This is a genomic window from Sorangium sp. So ce836 (assembly GCF_028553905.1).
Taxonomy (GTDB): Bacteria; Myxococcota_A; Polyangia; order Polyangiales; family Polyangiaceae; genus Sorangium; species Sorangium cellulosum_D.
In genome coordinates, this window is the sequence record NZ_CP102233.1 from 13,300,475 (window position 1) to 13,316,950 (window position 16,476).

At 72.8% G+C, this 16,476-nt stretch carries 14 protein-coding genes; 8 read left to right on the plus strand and 6 right to left on the minus strand.

Annotation, left to right across the window (positions count from 1 at the left end; all coding sequences use genetic code 11):
* Positions 1-374 precede the first annotated feature (374 nt).
* Positions 375-980, plus strand: coding sequence for a hypothetical protein (locus NQZ70_RS48630; protein WP_237244730.1), 606 nt, complete (start codon positions 375-377; stop codon positions 978-980).
* A gap of 186 nt (positions 981-1,166) precedes the next feature.
* Entirely contained in the window at positions 1,167-3,059 is a 1,893-nt protein-coding gene (gene ggt / locus NQZ70_RS48635; RefSeq protein ID WP_129580314.1) for a gamma-glutamyltransferase, read from the plus strand.
* 75 nt (positions 3,060-3,134) lie between these two features.
* Here the strand turns inward: ggt and NQZ70_RS48640 are convergent, their stop codons facing one another.
* Positions 3,135-3,851, minus strand: coding sequence for a universal stress protein (locus NQZ70_RS48640; RefSeq protein ID WP_129580315.1), 717 nt, complete (start codon positions 3,849-3,851; stop codon positions 3,135-3,137).
* 125 nt (positions 3,852-3,976) lie between these two features.
* Here NQZ70_RS48640 and purB point away from each other — a divergent pair, with 125 nt between their 5' ends.
* The 4 genes from purB to NQZ70_RS48660 all read left to right on the plus strand — a co-directional run bounded on the left by purB (position 3,977) and on the right by NQZ70_RS48660 (position 9,105).
* Complete coding sequence (purB, locus tag NQZ70_RS48645; protein ID WP_129580316.1) at positions 3,977-5,278, plus strand: adenylosuccinate lyase; 1,302 nt, start codon at positions 3,977-3,979, stop codon at positions 5,276-5,278.
* Positions 5,279-5,330: 52 nt separating this feature from the next.
* Entirely contained in the window at positions 5,331-7,127 is a 1,797-nt protein-coding gene (locus NQZ70_RS48650) for a DUF885 domain-containing protein (RefSeq protein WP_129580317.1), read from the plus strand.
* Between the two features lie 201 nt (positions 7,128-7,328).
* Entirely contained in the window at positions 7,329-8,456 is a 1,128-nt protein-coding gene (locus NQZ70_RS48655; RefSeq protein WP_129580318.1) for an AAA family ATPase, read from the plus strand.
* Positions 8,457-8,460: 4 nt separating this feature from the next.
* Positions 8,461-9,105 (plus strand): DUF4276 family protein, encoded by a 645-nt coding sequence (locus NQZ70_RS48660; RefSeq protein ID WP_129580319.1) that lies wholly within the window; start codon positions 8,461-8,463, stop codon positions 9,103-9,105.
* Between the two features lie 48 nt (positions 9,106-9,153).
* Here the strand turns inward: NQZ70_RS48660 and NQZ70_RS48665 are convergent, their stop codons facing one another.
* The 4 genes from NQZ70_RS48665 to NQZ70_RS48680 all read right to left on the minus strand — a co-directional run bounded on the left by NQZ70_RS48665 (position 9,154) and on the right by NQZ70_RS48680 (position 13,247).
* A complete protein-coding gene (locus NQZ70_RS48665) occupies positions 9,154-10,029 on the minus strand; it encodes a 5'-3' exonuclease H3TH domain-containing protein (protein WP_129580320.1) in 876 nt (291 codons plus the stop codon).
* Between the two features lie 29 nt (positions 10,030-10,058).
* On the minus strand, positions 10,059-11,639 hold the full coding sequence (locus NQZ70_RS48670) for a lactate racemase domain-containing protein (RefSeq protein WP_129580321.1): 1,581 nt from the start codon (positions 11,637-11,639) through the stop codon (positions 10,059-10,061).
* A 75-nt stretch (positions 11,640-11,714) separates the two neighbouring features.
* Positions 11,715-12,377, minus strand: coding sequence for an HAD family phosphatase (locus NQZ70_RS48675; protein ID WP_129580322.1), 663 nt, complete (start codon positions 12,375-12,377; stop codon positions 11,715-11,717).
* A gap of 102 nt (positions 12,378-12,479) precedes the next feature.
* Positions 12,480-13,247 carry a phosphoadenylyl-sulfate reductase gene (locus NQZ70_RS48680; protein ID WP_129580323.1) on the minus strand — a complete coding sequence of 256 codons (768 nt, stop codon included), beginning with the start codon at positions 13,245-13,247 and terminating at the stop codon, positions 12,480-12,482.
* Positions 13,248-13,326: 79 nt separating this feature from the next.
* Here NQZ70_RS48680 and NQZ70_RS48685 point away from each other — a divergent pair, with 79 nt between their 5' ends.
* The gene (locus NQZ70_RS48685; protein ID WP_129580324.1) at positions 13,327-14,313 is read left to right on the plus strand and encodes an ArsA family ATPase; all 987 of its coding nucleotides are present in this window, start codon (positions 13,327-13,329) and stop codon (positions 14,311-14,313) included.
* 21 nt (positions 14,314-14,334) lie between these two features.
* Entirely contained in the window at positions 14,335-15,531 is a 1,197-nt protein-coding gene (locus tag NQZ70_RS48690; protein ID WP_237244731.1) for a hypothetical protein, read from the plus strand.
* 485 nt (positions 15,532-16,016) lie between these two features.
* On the opposite strand, the gene NQZ70_RS48695 is transcribed toward NQZ70_RS48690, so the two are convergent.
* Complete coding sequence (locus NQZ70_RS48695; protein WP_237244732.1) at positions 16,017-16,433, minus strand: hypothetical protein; 417 nt, start codon at positions 16,431-16,433, stop codon at positions 16,017-16,019.
* Positions 16,434-16,476: the final 43 nt, after the last annotated feature.

A 16,476-nucleotide genomic window follows, 5' to 3' on the forward strand; every position in this document is an offset into this window, starting at 1 on the left:
TCCTCGACACGCCACGGCGGAGCGAGCACGACCGTCGAGATTTTTTTCTAGGGAAATGCTTCAAGGGGTAGTGCTGGTCGTCCGATTGCAACACCCGCAGAGGCCACACGCGGAACCCGCGCTCTCAACCCAGGAGAATTGACATGCGACGGACCATTGCTCAGCTTTTTGTGAGCGCATTCACTTTTGCTCTTCCTTTCGCCATTGCTTCCTCCGCGTCGGCCGCGCCCGGCCCGGAGGCTTGTGGAAATATCCAGCTAGCTGCGAGCGCGGCATGTGAGTTCCGCACCTCGGGCGGGTGCGAGACGAGCTGCAAGCCGATCAACCTCACGGCGGCGTGCGCCGGGAAGTGCGAGGGCCGGTGCAACGCCAACGTGACCGCCGAGTGCAACGTCGACTGCTCCGCGGATTGCTCCGCCAAGTGTGAAGTCGACCCCGGGCGCTTCGACTGCAGGGCGAGCTGCTCGGCGAGCTGCAAGGCGGACTGCAGCGGCAAGTGCGCGGCGGACGCCGGCGGGGGCAGCGCGCAGGCGGAGTGCAAGGGGGCGTGCGAGGCGAGCTGCGACGGCGAGTGCAGCGCGAGCTGCGAGGTGACGCCGCCGAGCGCCGATTGCGAAGCGAAGTGCGACGCGAGCTGCTCGGGGCAGTGCAAGGCCGAGGCGAACTTCGATTGCAACATCGACTGCAACGCGAGTTGCACGGTCGATCTCGAGGGCGGGTGCAAGACGAAGTGCTCCCAGCCGGAAGGCGCGCTGTTCTGCAACGGCCAGTACGTCGATGTCGTCGGGAGCCTGCAGGACTGCCTCGACTACCTGAGCACGCTGGAGATCCAGGTCGACGCGCACGCCGAGGCCGAGGCCAGCGTCTCCTGCGCCGCCGCGCCGGGGTCGTCCTCGTCCGCGCCGTTCGCGGGCACCGGGCTCGCGGCGCTCGTCGCGGGCGCGGGCGTGGCCGCCGCGCGCCGTCGCAAGCGGTCCTGAGCGGGGCCCGGCGCCCCCGACGGCGCAGGCGCCGCCGCGGAGGCGCCTCCAGGCGAGGCTCCTCCGCGGCCCGTCGCGCGCCGCCGGGGAGCGCGCCTCGAGCCATGAACCGATCCCCGGGCCGGGTCGCCCTGCGCGGCCCGGCCTGGCTTTCTCCGGCACCGTAGTAGATTCGCGCCCACCCTGATGACCCTGCATCGTCGTTCGAGGCCGCGCTGGGTGCTCGCCCTCGCGCTGCTCGCCGGCTGCGAGGCCCGCACGCCGCCCGCCCCGCCCGCGGCGGCGCCCGCGACCTCCAGCGCGCCGGCCCCCGGAAGCGCCGCCGCGGCGGCCAAGGCCGCGAGCGCCGCGGCGCAACCTGCGGCCGCCGCGGCGGCGCCGGAGCCGCCATCCCCGGATCCGCCGATCGCGCTCGCCGCGGGCGGCGCGCGGGCGGTGCGCGGCGACGCGGGGCTCGTGACCTCGGTCGAGGAGCACGCGACGCGCGCCGGCGCGGACGTGCTGCGGCGCGGGGGCAACGCGATCGACGCAGCGGTGGCCGTCGCGTTCGCGCTGGCGGTCACCCACCCGAGCGCGGGCAACATCGGCGGCGGCGGCTTCATGATGGTCCGCCTCGCGAACGGCGAGACGCAGGCGATCGACTTCCGCGAGGCCGCGCCCGCGTCGGTGACCACCGCGTCGAACATGGCCATGGTGCGCGCCGGCGCGCACGGCTACGCGTCGGCCGGCGTCCCGGGCTCGGTCGCCGGCCTCGCCCTGGCGCACGAGCGGTTCGGCACGCGGCCGCTCGCCGAGCTCCTGGCGCCGGCGATCTCCCTGGCGCGCAAGGGGCACCGCCTCGGCGCGCGGCAGGCGCTGACGCTGCGCTGGGCGTGGCCGCGGCTGAAGGCCGACCGCGCCGCGAGCGCCATCTGGGGGCGGGGCAAGGGGCCGCTCGCCCAGGGCGAGCTGGTGCGCCAGCTCGATCTCGCCCGCACCCTGGAGACGCTCGCCGCCGAGGGGCCGCGCGCGTTCTACGAGGGCGCGATCGCCCGGAAGATCGCCGGGGCGATGCGCGAGCGCGGCGGCCACATCACCGAGGACGACCTGCGGGCCTACCAGGCGAAATGGCGCGCGCCGCTCCGGTTCTCGTACCGCGGCTTCACCGTCGACACGATGCCGCCCCCGTCGATGGGCGGCGTCGCGCTCGCGGAGATCATGCTCACGCTGGAGCGGGTGAAGGCGCACGAGGCCCCCGTCGACTCCGGGCTGTCGCTGCACCTGTTCGTCGAGGCGGCGAAGCGAGCGTACGCGGATCGGCGCAAGGTGGGCGCCGATCCGGATTTCGTCCCGCCCGAGACGGGGCAGCTGCTCGCCAAGCTCCTCGACGGGAGCACCCTGATGCGCCGCAGCCCGCCCATCGAGCCGGAGCGCGCCACGCCGGCGGGCGACATCGCGGGCGCGCCGGACGCCCTCGCGCCGGAGTCCCCGCAGACGACGCATTTCTCGGTGATCGACGCGGCGGGCAACGCGGTCTCGTGCACGACCACGCAGTCGGCGAGCTTCGGCGCGAAGATCGTGATCCCCGGGACGGGCATCCTGCTCGGCAACGCGATGGGCGCGTTCTCGGAGACGGGCATCAACGCGGTCGCGCCGGGCAAGCGCATGGCGAGCTCGATGACGCCCACGCTCGTGAGCCGGGACGGCAAGATCGCGCTCCTCCTCGGCTCGCCCGGCGGCGACACGATCCCGAACACCGTGGCCCAGGTGCTCCGCAACCTGGTCGATCACGGGATGACCATCGACGAGGCGGTCCGGCACGCGCGCATCCACCACCAGTGGATGCCGGACCGGGTGCGCGTCGAGCGGCTGACGCCGCCGCCGCAGGCCGCGCTCGACGACCTCGCGCGGCGGGGGCACGCCGTCGCGCTGGACCCGATGCCGATCGGCGACGCGAACAACATCCTCGTCGACGCCGCGGGCGTGGCGTGGGGGTACGCCGACACGCGCGAGGGGGGCACGGCCGAGGGCGTCGGCGCGCCCGACAAGCTCGGCCCGGCGGCGGAGGCCAGCGCGCCGCCGGCCTCCGGCGCGCGGTAGGTCGGGCGCGGGCGTCCAGCGCGCGGCAGGTCGCGCCTGGGGAAGGGCGGCGCAGGGCGGGCCGCGCGCCGACCGTCAGCGCAGCCTGGGGTCGTACTCGGCCGCGTCGGCGTCGTCGCCCTCCTTGGGGCGAACGATTACGACGGGGCACGGCGCGTTCCGCGCGATCCGATCGGCGGTCGAGCCGCCGAACAGCCGCTGGAGCGGCGACTGCGGGTGCGTGGCCACGACGATGAGATCGGCGCCGAGCTCCCGGGCGAGCGAGACGATGGCCTTGTCGGGGCGGCCGGTGCGGAAGTGCATCGCCATGAGCCGGGCCTGGCCGTCCGCGAAGCGGTGCTGGAGCACCCGGAGCGAGGGCGGCGACGACGCGCCCGGGGCGCCCGGGACCGTCACGTCGCGCACGGCGGGGGCGACCTGCCGTGGGCCGACGACGACGGCGTGGATCTCGGTCTCGCCCCGGAGCGCCGCGAGATCGAAGGCGAAGCGCCACGCCCGCCCGCCCGGCTCGGACAGGTCCATCGCGACCACGACGATGTACGGCTTCACGCGGCGGCCGGCGCGCGCGCTCGCGCGGGCCGGCTCGCTCGCGGGGGCGGCGGCGGCGGCGCGCCCCGCGGGCTCGCCCCGCCCGGGCTCGCGCGGGAGGTCCGCCGGCGCCCTGGCGGCTCCGGTCGGCTCGCTCGCCCCCGCGGGCAGGGTCTCGGGCGCGGCATCGCTCTCGGTGGACGGCGGGCGGACGATCGGCCTGCCCTGGTCGGGGCGCGCGGGCGCCGGTGCTTCGGTAGGCATCGGGCGCCAACGTTTGGAGCGCGCCGCGCGACCGCAAGCGTCGCGCGGCGCGCTCCAAGCGTCGGCGCGCGTCCGGGGCCACTCCATCCTTGACGCACCCTCCAGACCTTCGCAGCGTCCCGCCCATGATCCCCCGCTATACCCCGTCCGAATTCGAAGAGCTCTGGTCGCCCGCCACCCGATTCTCGACCTGGCTCGAGGTGGAGCTCGCCGCCTGCGAGGCGATGGAAGCCGAAGGCCTCGTGCCCGCAGGCGTCGCGAAAGGGATCCGGGCGAAGCAGCTCTCGCTGGATCCGGAGCGGATCGAGTCGATCGAGCGCACGGTCAAGCACGACGTCATCGCCTTCCTGACCCACGTCGAGGAGCTGGCGGGCGAGGGTGCGCGGTGGCTGCACCGGGGGATGACCTCGAGCGACGTGCTCGACACGAGCCTCGCGATCCTGCTCGTCCGCGCGGCGGACCTGCTCTCGGCGCGCCTCGACAAGCTCTGCGACGCGCTCGCGCGGCGCGCGGACGAGCACCGGCGCACCCCGATGATCGGCAGGAGCCACGGCATCGCCGCCGAGCCGATCACGTTCGGCCTGGCGCTCGCGGGCCACCTCGCCGAGATGAAGCGCGGACGGGCGCGCCTGCGCGCCGCGCGCCAGGCGATCGCGGTCGGGAAGATCGCCGGCGCCGTCGGGACGTACGCGCACCTGTCGCCGCGCATCGAGGAGCGCGCGCTCGCCGCCCTGGGCCTGCGCCCCGAGACGGTCTCGACGCAGATCGTCGCGCGCGACCGCCACGCCGAGTTCTTCGCCGCGCTCTCGCTCATCGCGGCGGGCATCGAGCGGCTCGCGACCAACGTGCGGCACTGGCAGCGCACCGAGGTCCGCGAGGCGGAGGAGCGCTTCTCCGTGGGCCAGAAGGGCTCGAGCGCGATGCCCCACAAGCGCAACCCCATCCTCAGCGAGAACCTGTGCGGCCTCGCGCGCGTCGTGCGCGCGGCCGTGATCCCGGCGCTCGAGAACGTGCCGCTGTGGCACGAGCGCGACATCTCGCACTCGTCGGTCGAGCGGATGATCGCCCCCGACGCGACCTCGACGCTCGGGTTCATGCTCGATCGCGCCGCGGGGCTCGTGGACGGGCTGGTCGTCTACCCCGAGAAGATGCGCGAGAACCTCGACCGCACGGGCGAGCTCTTCTTCAGCGAGGCGGTGCTGCTGTCGCTCGTGCAGAAGGGCCGGCCGCGGCAGGCGGCCTACGAGATGGTGCAGCGCTGCGCGATGCGCGCCATCGCGGGCGAGGGCCGCTTCCGCGACAACCTGGCCAAGGACGCCGACGTCGCGGCGCTGCTCGCCCCGGACGAGCTCGCGCGCTGCTTCGACCTCGACCACGCGCTCTCGCACGTGGACACGATCATCGATCGAGCGATCCGCGAGCAGTGACCCGCCTGCGCCGTTGACCCGCCCAGGCCGGTTTGAGAGGCTCCGGCCCGCCATGGCCGCACCTGCCCCCACGCCCGCCCGCCGCCCGCGGTCGCGCCGCCTCGCGGCGCTCGCCGCGGCGCTCGCGCCGCTCGCCGCCTGCAGCGGGGGCGCCTCGGCGCCGCCTCCGTCCGCCGGCGCGGCCCCACCCGCGGCGGCGCCTCCCGCGGCCGCGGCGCCCGCGCGGCCCGAGGAGGCGCCGCGGGAGCCGTTCGCGGCGCTGCGCGATCGGATCCTGCGCGAGTGGGCGGCGGACGAGCCGGCGTTCGCGCGCTCGCGCGGGCTGCACGAGCAGGACGGCAAGGTCGGCGACTACTCCGCCGCGGCCATCGAGCGGAGGCTCGCGCGCCTCGAGCGCGATCGCGCGGCCCTCGCCGCCATCGACGCCGCGGCGCTCTCGCCGGACGAGGCGCTCGACCGCGCGCTGCTGCTCCAGCAGATCGACCTCAAGCTCTTCCACGGCAGGGATCTCGAGGAGTGGCGCCGGCGGCCGCAGTTCTACGGCGAGCTGTTCGGCGTGAACCACTACCTCGATCGCGCGTATGCGCCGCTGCCCGAGCGCGCGAGGCGCCTCCTCGAGCACGAGAAGGCGGCGCTGGCGCAGGTGCCGCGCGTCCTCGAGAACCTCGCGAGCCCGCTGCCGAAGCCGGTGCTCGAGGTCGCCGTGAAGATCTTCCGCGGCTACGCCGAGTACCTGCGCGGCGACGTCGTGAAGCTGCTGAAGGGCGTGGGCGACGCCGCGTTCCAGGCCGATTTCGAGGCGACGAACGCCGCGCTCGCCGACGCGGCGGAGCGGCTCGCCGAGCACCTCGCCAAGGTCGAGCTGCCGAAGGGCGACGCGAGCCACGTGCTCGGGGAGGCGCGGTACAGGAGGCTCCTCCTCGCGCAGGAGGGGCTCTCGATGCCGCTCGCCGAGTTCAAGAGGATGGGCGAGGAGGACCTCGCGGCGAACAAGGCGGCCTACCAGGAGCTCGCCAGGAAGGTGAAGCCCACCCGGCCGAAGGCGGAGCAGCTCCTCGCCGAGGCGACGCGGATGATGGAGGCGTCGCGCAGGTTCGTCGTGGACCGGGAGATCGTGAGCCTGCCGTCCGACGAGCGGGCGATCGTGAAGGAGACGCCGCCGTACATGCGCTGGAACTCCGCGTTCCTCGACGCGCCGGGGCCGTTCGAGCGGAAGGGGCTCGAGGCGTTCTACTACATCACGAAGCCCGACCCCTCCTGGCCCAAGAGGGAGCAGGAGGAGTACGTGATGCCGCGCGGGACGCTGCTCTCGACGACCGTGCACGAGGTCTACCCGGGGCACTTCGTCCAGGGCCTGTGGGTGAACCGGGCGCCGACCGAGGCGCAGCGGATGTTCGAGAGCTACTCGTTCGTCGAGGGCTGGGCCCACTACGCCGAGCAGATGATGATCGAGCAGGGGTTCGGCAAGGAGGACCCGCAGAGCCGGCTCGGTCAGCTCGCGGACGCGCTGCTGCGCAACTGCAGGGTGGTCGTGTCGCTCGGCGTGCACGCCGAGGGCATGGGGCTCGACGAGGCCGAGCGCCGCTTCGTCGACGACTGCGCCCAGGACCGCGCGACGGCGCGGGAGCAGGCGCTGCGCGCGACGTTCGACCCCGGCTACTTCGCCTACACGCTCGGCAAGCTCCAGATCCTGAAGCTCCGCGAGGAGGCGAAGGCGGCGCTGGGCCCGGCGTTCTCGCTGCGCCGATTCCACGACGCGCTCCTCGCGCACGGGTCGCCGCCGCTGCCGCTCATCCGCGAGCGCGTGCTCGCCGAGCTCAAGGCGCCGGCGCCGCCCCCCGCGAAGTAGTGCGGTAGGCCGTGCGCCGCGGCAAGCGCCGGTTTTTCCCGTTTCGATGGAGCCGGCGAGCGCTCGTTTGGAGCGGATCGTGCACCCGACGGCGATGCCGCGCGCCCGCGGGAGCAGGCTCGCCCGAAGCCGGAGGCATGAGGCGGTATACTCCTCGCGCACGAGCGCATCACCCGATCGGAAGAGCCCGCTGGAGCACGCATGATCACCCACCTGACCGTCTCGAACTACCGGAGCCTCGGCGAGAACGTCCGGATCGAGTTCGGGAAGCTCACCGTGCTCGTCGGACCGAACGGATCCGGAAAGAGCAACGTCATGGACGCGTTGCGGTTCGTCGCGGACGCGATGCACATGGGCCTCTCGGGAGCGATCACCATGCGCCACGGAATCGGGGCGGTCCGTCGCTGGAGCGGCGGGCACCCGTTCAACGTCGTCCTCCGGGTGGGCCTCACGCTGCCGTCCGGGAGGGCTGAGTACGGCTTCGAGCTGACCGGATCGAGCGCCGAGGAGTACGAGGTCAAATCGGAGGACGCGGACGTCATCCGCGGCAACGGACGCTTCCGTTTCCGGGTCAGCGGCGGCAAGTGGCAGGACGGGCCGGAGGGGCTCCGGCCGCCGCTGGATAAGAAGAACCTGGCCTTGCAGCTGATCGGAGGCGACGAGCGCTTCGAGGAGCTCGTCCACGCGCTCCAGAACATCGCCGTGTACGCGATCTTCCCGGACACGCTGCGAGCTCCGCAGAAGTACAGCCCTACCAAGCCGATGAGCCGGCACGGCGACAACTGGGTCTCCGTCCTGAAGGACCAACCCGCCGCCACATGGAAACCGGACCTCATCGCTGCGCTCAACAAGCTCACCGGCGACACGCTCGACATCAAGGTGGCGCAGGCCGCGAGCTACCTCGTCGTCCAGTTCCAGCACGTCTCGCCGAACAAGAAGCCGAAGTGGTTCGACGCCACGCAGGAGTCGGACGGGACGTTGCGCGTCGCTGGCATCATCACGGCGCTCCTCCAGGAGCCGTCGGTACCGGTGATCGGCGTGGAGGAACCCGAGCTCACCGTGCATCCGGGCGCCATCCCGCTCCTCTACGACCACCTGAAGCAGGCGACGAAGCGGAGCCAGGTCATCGTGACGACGCACAGCCCGGAGCTCCTCGACCTCGTCGAGCCCGACGAGGTGCGCGTGGTGATGCGCGCCGAGGGGGAGACGGTGGTCGCGCCGATGCGCGCGAGCCAACGGGAAGTGGTCAAGAGCGGGCTCATGACCCTCGGCGAGGTCATGCGCATGGAGGGGCTGCAGCAGGAGCTGCCCTTCACCGCCGCGGAATGAAGCGATGAAGGGCTACATCCTCGTCGAGGGGGAAGGCGAGCTGGGAGCCGCGGAGAACCTGATCACGCGGCTCTGGCACGAAGCCGGTCACTGGCAGCACTGGGCACGCGCCATCACCTGCAAGAGCACGCATCAGCGCAAGGGGATCGAGAAGGGGATCGGCCTCGTCCGCGCCAAGCGCGACGCTGGTGCGCTGCTCATCCTTCGAGACGAAGACGACGCCTGTCCCAGAGAACGAGGGCCGCAGATGGCCTCCTGGGTGCGCGAGCTCGATCCGCCCTTCCCCGTGGCGGTCGTGCTGATGTGCCGCGAGTACGAGGTGCTCTTCTTGCCCTGCGTCGAGCTCATGGCTGGCCGTCCCCTCATCGGTCCGGACGGTCAGGAGCGACCTGGTCTCCTGCCGGGAACGCGCTGGGAGCACAGCGATGATTGGGAGCGGACGCGCGATATCAAGGGGTGGCTCAGCGATCATTTCCCGCCCGGGCGCGTCTACAAGCCCACGGTCGATCAATGGCCCATGACGCGGATGATCGACGTGCCGACGCTGCGGGCCGCAGGCGTGCCCTGCTTCGGAACGCTGGAGCGGGCGCTCGCTTTCCTCGCCTCGTCGTTCGGAGGAGCAGGCGTCTACCCGCCGCCCGGCGGTTGACCGCGTGGGCGTACGCCGCGGGCGCCGCGCGCTCCGCTCACCTGCGGCTCACTCCCAGCGCGTCGGCCGCGACTTCAGCGTGCGCACGTCCATCGCGTCGCACCACGCCTCGAAGCGGCCGCGCGGCGCGCCGCGGAAGCGCAGGTCGTCGAGGCGCTCCGCGAGCGGCACGTCGGTCCGGAGCGTCGCCAGCGTGCGGTAGAGCAGCGCGTCCTCCCGCTGCTCGACCAGCGCGCGCGCGACCCGATCCGCGCCGCGCACCGGCACCGACCACGCCGCCGGATCGCCCGGGATCCGCTCGATGTGCCCGTAGGCGCCGAGCAGCGCGGCCGCCGTGCGCGCGCCGATGCCCGCGAGCCCCGGGATGCCGTCGGCGTCGTCCCCGGTCAGCGCGAGGAAGTCCGGGATGCTCGCCGGGGCCACGCCCCGCGCGGCGCGCATCGCCGCCTCGTCGATGACGCGCTCCTTCCGGCGATCGACCTGCACGACCCGATCGCCCGAGAGGCACTGCCCGAAGTCCTTGTCCGGGCTGAGGATGCGCACCTGCTCCACGTCGCCCTGGAACCGCGCCGCCGCCGTCGCGAGCGCGTCGTCCGCCTCGAAGGCGTCCATCGACCAGACGACGACCCCGAGCGCGCGCACCGCCTCCTCGACCGGATCGAACTGCGCGCGCAGCACGGGATCCATGCCCTCGTCGCTCTTGTACCCGGCGAACAGGTCGTTCCTGAACGAGCGGATCGGGTTGTCGAAGGCGACGGCGAGGTGCGTGACCTCCTCGTCCACGTGGTGCAGCAGCGCGAGCAGCGAGGCGACGACGCCCACCGTGGCCTTCGCGTCCCAGCCGCCGGGCGCGCGGTGCTCGGGCCGCTTGGAGAAGTGGGCGCGAAAGAGCTCGTAGGTGCCGTCGATGAGGTGCAACCGCATGGTGGCTCCTCCCGCGGGCCGCGCGCCCGCTACGCCGTCATGTCGGCCATGAAGATCGGCGGCGTGTGCAGGGCCATGATCTCCGGCGTGGGCGGGGCCGACTGCTTCGCCATCCGGAGCGCCTCGTCCATCGTGCGCGCCGTCTCCCAGCCGAGCAGCTGCGGGATGTACTCGTTGTCGGCGCCGACCACGATCATCCGGCCGATGTGCTGCCGGCCCGCCTCGCCCCAGTACCACATGAAGAAGGGGTGGGTCGGGTGGTACGCGTGCCCGAAGCGGTACATCTCGATGTAGGCCGGGTTCTCCGAGAACTTCTTCTCGTACCGCTTGTGCAGCTCCATCGCGTCGCGCGTCTCCGGCAGCAGCCGGTGCACGAACTCGATGTACGGGGCGTGGTGCTCGTTGTCGAACAGGTCGGTGCAGGGGTGGAGGATGATCATCGTCCCCCCCTTCTTGAGCATCGGCGCGCCCCGGTAGAGGTTGAACAGGTAGCCGTTCGCCATCACCTGCACGAGCAGCGGGTTCAGGAACGAGTTCACGTTGTACGGGCTGATGTACGGGATGCCCGTGATCAGGATGTCGGCCTGGCCCGTGACCGGGACGAGGTACTGGTCGAAGCTGCGCTTCAGCGTGTGCTCGTGGACCGCCTCGGTCTCGCCGGCGAACACGCCGGTCACGCCGAACGGCGAGGGGACGCGCTGGAAGATCGCCTGGCGCGCGGGCTGCGGCACCTTCGACAGCGTGAAGCGGAGGGCGCGCAGCGCGCTCTTCTCGCCCGCGCTCAGGTCATCCTCGTTCCGGGCGAGGAACTCGAGCGGGCGATCGAACATGCGGTTGTTGATCGTCGTCTCGATCGTGAAGACGTTGAGCTTCTTGTTGACCAGCCGGCCCATGCGCTCGACGCTCGTGTGCAGCGCGGAGCTCTTCGGGTCCATGTACGAGTAGCAGTCGCGCATCACCCGCGGGGTGTGGTGCGCGCGCAGGCTCCGGTACCCGCACAGGCCGACCGTGACCGACTTGTGCCCGCCGTCCATCGGCACGAGGTTCAGGTTCACGTAGATCACGAGGTCGCTGTCGACCGCGCGCTTGTTGAGCTCGACCTCCTCGCCGACGTCGGTCGTGCCGATGTACTTCATGTTGGCGAGGTTCTCGGCGTCGTGGTTGTAGAGCTTCTTCGGCCAGTAGGCGTTGAAGATCCGGTCGCCGACGATGTGGCGGACCTCCCAGTCCTTCATCCGCCGGTGCACGCTCGTGGCGATGATGATCTCGACGTCGTCGACGCCGTAGTCCGAGAGCAGGTCGAGCACGATGGTGAGCACCCGCTCGCGGATGTCGGGCCGCTTCATCGGGGGCAGCGGCAGCGAGATGTCGTCCACCGCGATCGTGACCTTCATCCCCGGGCGGAGCTTCGCGTAGAGCGGCTCCGAGTTGTACGGGTGGTTGATCGCGTAGCGGATCGCGGCGTCGACGTCCTTCAGCGGCTCGAGGGGCGGCTTCGCGTAGAGCACCCGGGTTCCGGTGGGCAGGTCGACCTCGACCAGCTGGTCGCCTGAGAAGAGCACCCGGGGGGCGCTGCGGCTGTCTAGCGTGACGACGCAAGGATGGCTCATGGGGCTTTCAGAGCAGGTGGTGCGGCGTGTTGGGCTGCAAGGGGGTCTCCCGCCGCCGTCCGGGAGGGGCCGAGATCATGCGGCGAGTTCGAGGATCGGCCAGTGGTAGGCCTGCGCGAGCAGCTTGAGCTTGCGGTCCGGGTTCACCGCCGCGGGGTAGCCGACGACCGAGAGCATCGGGACGTCCGAGTAGCTGTCCGAGTAGGCGAAGCACTCGTCGAGGTTGTGCCCGTGCGCGTGGGCGTGCTCGCGGATGAGCCGCGCCTTCTCGGGGCCGGCCACCACGGGGCGCAGGAGCTTGCCCGTCGCGAAGCCATCCTTCACCTCGAGGCGGTTCGCGATGATGCCGGTCGCGCCGAGGTGGTCGGCGAGCAGCTGCATCAGGAAATCCAGCGCGCCGGAGATCAGGACGACGTCGTGCCCCTTGTCGAGGCTGCACTTCACGAGGTCGCGCGCCTTGGCGTAGATGGCCGGCTTGAGCACCTTCGCGAACGCCTCCTCGGCGAGCGCCACCAGGCGATCCTCCGAGACGCCCTCGAACGACGTGAAGAGCAGCTCGTTGAAGCGGCGCCGATCCTGGAGCTCCGCCATCGCCATCCACGGCGCCTTCACCAGGGCGCGGCCGAGCTTCGCCAGGCTGTGCATCGGCGTCGGCTGGTTCAGCATGTAGAACACCGTCGGGTGCACGAGGTTGGTCGTGACCAGGGTGCCGTCTACGTCGAAGTAGCTCGCCGGCATGCGGGGCAAATCTCCCTGCATGCCGTTTGAGTCAAGATCGAGCTGCCGCGAACCGGGTTTCGCAGGCGGATCGTCACGCGGCGAAGAGGTGCAGGCGGATCGTCACGCGGCGAAGAGGCGCTCGTACCGGTCGTCGAGGTCGACGCCGCCGTCGGCCTCGCCCCGGTCGACCGGGTTGATGCCGCAGTACTCGACGCTCGCCAGGTGGCGCCAGCGGCCGGCGCGCTCGGGCTCGTCGGGCAAGACGGGCGTCGTGCACGGGAAGCAGCCGATGGTGCGGAAGCCCATCGCGTGCAGCGGGTTCTCGATCGCGTCCGGGTGCGCCGCGAAGTACGCGTCGAGCTCCTCGCCGCTCAGCGACGCGAACGGGTGGACGCGGAGGACGTTGTTCGCGGGGTCGAGGCCGAACGGCGCGACCTTGGCGCGGGCGCCGCCCTCGCCCCGGCGGAGCGCGGCGACGAGCGCGTCGTAGCGGCCCCGGATGGCGTGGAGCGGGGCCGACTTGCGGAGGTCGCAGCACCGCTCCTGGCCCTCCTTCGAGAGGTAGAGCAGCCCCTCGTCGCGCGTCTGCTGCGCGAAGGTGCGCTCGGGCGAGAGCGTGACGACGCGCAGATTCGGGTGGGTGCGCGCGAGCTCGTCGCGCGTGGCGAGCGTCTCGGCGTGGAGCACGCCGGTGTCGACGAAGAGGACGTCGAAGGAGAGCCCGGCCCGATCGGCCACGTGGCACAGCGCGGTCCCGGCCCGCTGCATGCTGCTCATGATGGCCGCGCGGGGGCCGAAGGTCTCGCGGACGAAGCTCAGGAGCTCGACGGGCGACGCGCCCTGGAAGCGTCGGTTCAGCGGTTCGAGGTGTCGCTCGGTGATGCGCATACGCGATGCATAGCAGAGGCCGCTTCCTTGATCCGGGTTGCCTTCGCCTGAGCTTGCGCCTAACTCCGCTGCCGCGGAAATGACCAGCGCCCATCTAGCCTCAGAAGCGGGCGGGCTCGGCCAGGATCTGCCGGAGCTCGAGGGCCGGCGCTTCCTGTTCGTGACCGGCAAGGGAGGCGTCGGGAAGACGACGATCTCCGGCGCGCTCGCCCTCGCCTTCGCCGCCCGCGGCAAGCGCGTCCTCGTTGCGATGTGCAACACGAAGGAGCGGCTCTCGGCCATCCTCGGCACGAAGCCGATCGGCCAGGAGGTCACCCACGTGGCCGAGCGCGTGTGGGCCGTGAACATCTCGCCGGACAAGGCCCTCAGGGAGTACGGCGAGATGGTCCTCAAGGTGCGCGCCGCCGCCGATCTCGTGTTCGACAACAAGTACACGCGCACCTTCTTCCGCGCGGTGCCGGGGCTGTTCGAGTGGGCGATGCTCGGCAAGGCCTGGTTCCACACGACCGAGCTGCTCCCGGACGGCTCCCACCGCTTCGACGTGGTCCTGCTCGACGCGCCCGCGACCGGGCACGGCGTGGACATGCTGCGCGTGCCCAAGGTGATCCTCGACGTGGCGCCGCCGGGCATCCTGCGCCGGGACGCCGAGGCGGCGTGGGCGATGTTCAGGGACCCCGCGCGGAGCGGGGTCGTCGTGGTGACGCTCCCGGAGGAGATGCCGGCCACCGAGACCGTCGAGCTCGTGGCGGAGGTGCGGGGCGAGCTCGGCCTGCCGGTCCACCGGCTGATCATCAACGGCGTGCTGCCGCCGCTGTTCTCGCCCGAGGAGGGGCGGGCGCTCCTCGGCGATCCGGGGCGGCTCGACATCGAGGCGCCGGCGCGCGCGGCGCACACCGCCGAGAGCGCCGTCGTGGCCGGCGCGCGGCGGGCGATGCGCGAGTCGGTGCAGCACGAGAGCCTGGCCCGCCTGCGCCGCGAGCTCGACCTGCCGACCGTGATGCTGCCGTTCCTCTTCGACGAGGCCTCGACGGTCGCCGGCACCCGGACGCTGGCCGCGCGGCTCTGAGCGACGCCGATGCCGGCGGCCATGCTGCGAGCGAGCCCGCTGCTCACCGACGGACGCGCGCTGCTCGACGCCGATCGCCTGCTCCACGCGGGGGTCGCCGACCGGCGCGCGAGCTTCGAGCTCGCCTTCACGGCGATGCCGCCCCACACGGGCTTCCTCGTGGTCGCGGGCGTCGAGGCGGCGCTCGACGCGCTCGCGGTGGACGACGCGCGCCTCGACGCGGGGGCGGTCTTCGCGGCGCGCGCGGCCTGCGGCCTGAGCGACGCGCTCGTGGAGCGGCTCGCCGGCGCGCCGATCTCGGTCGACATCGACGCGATGCCCGACGGGACGATCGCCTTCCCGGGCGCGCCGGTCGTCACGGTGGAGGGGCCGTTCATCGAGGCGCTCCTCGCGGGCGCGCTGCTCGTGCCGGCGCTCCGCCGGGGCACGGCCGCGGCGACGCGGGCGGCGCGGCTCCACATCGCGGCGGACGGCGGCGCGATCGTCGACGGGTCGTCGGCGCGGGTGCCGTTCGCCGAGGAGGCGCTGGCGCTCGCCCGCGCGGCGCACGTGGGCGGGGCGGCGGCGACGACGAGCGCGCTCGCGGCCACGGCGCTCGGGATCCCGTTCCGCGGCGAGGCGGGGATCGAGCTCGGCGAGCTCGCGCCGCCGCCGTCGCCGCTCGAAGGCAGCTGGCCCTGGTACGCCGATCGGATGGTCGACCTCGGGGGCCGCGAGGAGGAGGCGCTGCTCCTCGAGGCGCGGCGCGTGGGGACGACGGCCGGCGGGTGGATCGCGACGGGGCTCGCGGAGCCCGAGGGCGCGCCGCCCGCGGTGCGGTACGAGCTCGTGGCGCTCGAGGAGGCGGGCGCGTGGGCGCTGCGGCAGGGGACGAGCGATCGCGGCGACGTGATCGCGGGGCGCAAGATGGTGGCGCGCTACTACGACGAGGCGGGGCGCGCGGCCTGCGACGTGATCCACCTGGCGCACGAGCGGATGCTGGCGCCGCGCTCGCTCGGGGCCGCGCGGCTCGCGCCGCTCGCGCGCGCGGTGATGCGCGGCGGGCACGCGCTGGAGGCGCCCGAGCCGCCGAGCGCGGGGCGCGAGCGCTCGGTCGCGGCGCGGCAGCTGCTGCCGCACGCGGTGGCGCACCTGCGGGCGCCGGCGCGGTACCCGGTGCAGCTGTCGCCGGCGCTGATCGCGCTGCGGGAGCCTGATCCGCCGAGCACGCTGCGGTAGGCCCGGCCCCCGGCGAGGGTGTTCTCGGCGCGGGGCAGGGGGGGTGGGGCCCCGCCGGACTCGCCCGAGATGTGAGCCATCCGGCGAGCCGGATGGCCCACATCTCGGGCTCAAACATCGGCCCATCCCCACCCCCCTGCCCCGCGCCGAGAACACCCTCGCCGGGGGCCTACGGTGGACGCCAACGGGGGCGCCCGCTCGACCGCAAACATCAGCCCTCCCCGCGCCGCGCAACGGACCAGGGGCTCCGAGGGCCGATCGCCCTGCGAGGAGAGCCCAGGCGTGCGCGCAGAGGCGTCGGACACGCGCCGGAGCGGTTCCGTCACGTTCGCGAAGGTGCGCGGCACAGGCACGAAAGCTTCGCGCGCGGACCGGAAGCTTCGCGCGCGGTCCGGAAGCTTCGCGCGCGGGGCGGAGGGTCGAATTTCCCGGGAAATTCGTCTCCCGGCGCGCGGCGGACGGCGCCGGGGACGCGGCGGACGCCGCTAAGTACGCGAAACTTCGTGCTCCGGAGCGCGCGGGAAGGTCTCGGGAGCGCGCGCGAAGCTTCCGGAGCGCGCGGGAAGGTCTCGGGCGCGCGTGCGAAGCCTTCGTGCCGGCGCCGGCGGTCCCAGTTGTGTGGAAAATTGCTCGAAATCGGTGTCGCCGGTCTCTTCGCCCGAAGCTGCCGGCTTGGGCGGGGTGGCGGCGGGCTTGGCCGGCGTGGTCGCGGGCCTGCGCTGGGGCGCTTTGCGGCTCGCGAGGCCGAGGCGGATGAGGTAGCTGCGCTTCTTGATCATGGCGCGGGCCGTGGTCGACCCCTCGTCGAACCAGGCGCGGAGCTTGACGAGCGCCTCGCGCCGGCGCGCGGCATCGGGGAGCTCGGTTTGCTCGGGCAGAGGCGATGTCGGGCCGAGCGCCACGTCGACAGGGCCCTTGAGGCGCGTGGGCTCGGCCTCGTCGAGG